This window comes from Pseudomonas sp. MCal1 (genome assembly GCF_026341415.1).
Taxonomy (GTDB): domain Bacteria; phylum Pseudomonadota; class Gammaproteobacteria; order Pseudomonadales; family Pseudomonadaceae; genus Aquipseudomonas.
The window spans coordinates 1-746 of sequence record NZ_JAKUMP010000035.1; the positions used below are offsets into that span (position 1 = coordinate 1).

The 746-nt window shown below is 63.4% G+C and carries 1 protein-coding gene; it reads left to right on the forward strand.

Translation table 11 applies throughout. The annotated features are described in order from the left end of the window. Positions 1–746 (forward strand): type VI secretion system tip protein TssI/VgrG (tssI, locus tag MKZ87_RS28835; RefSeq protein WP_266202223.1); only part of this gene is annotated, 746 nt, incomplete at both ends.

The window sequence follows — 746 nt, forward strand, 5'->3', positions numbered from 1 at the left end:
GTCACCGGGCCGGTCGGCGAAGAGATCTATTGCGATGAGTTTGGCCGGGTGAAGTGCGAGTTCCCATGGGACCGCGCCGAACTCGACAGTGAGCGCAGCAGTTGCTGGCTACGGGTTTCGTCGAGTTGGGCCGGTGAAAGCTTCGGCTCGGTGACGATCCCGCGCATCGGCATGGAAGTGCTGGTGACCTTTCTGGAGGGTGATCCGGATCAGCCGCTGATTACCGGGTGCGTGGCCAACAAAGTCACCTCGGTGCCCTACACCCTGCCTGAGCACAAGAGCAAAACCGTGCTGCGCAGCCACAGTTCGCCACACACCGGCGGCTACAACGAACTGATGATCGAAGACCGTGCCGGGCAGGAAAAAATCTACCTGCGGGCCGAGCGCGACTTCGAACAACTGATCCTCAATGACAGCCACAGCCAGATCCGGCGCGACCGTTTCCAGCAGGTGGACAACCAGAGCACCAGCCTGATCAAGGCGGATGAACGACACACCACCGACGGAACGCGCCATACGGTCATCGGCACCGACGATCTGCTCAGCATCAGCGGCAACAGCAGCACCACGGCGGACGGCACGCTGGTCATCCAGGCCGGCCCCCATGCGCGGGTCACCGCCAGCCAGGTGGTGATCGATGCCGGGACCAGCCTGACGCTGACGGCGGGCGGGCATCACATCGTGATCAATTCGGGCGGGATCTTCAGCAGCGTGGCGATTGTCGAGGGTGGTGCGCCGGTGGCGGG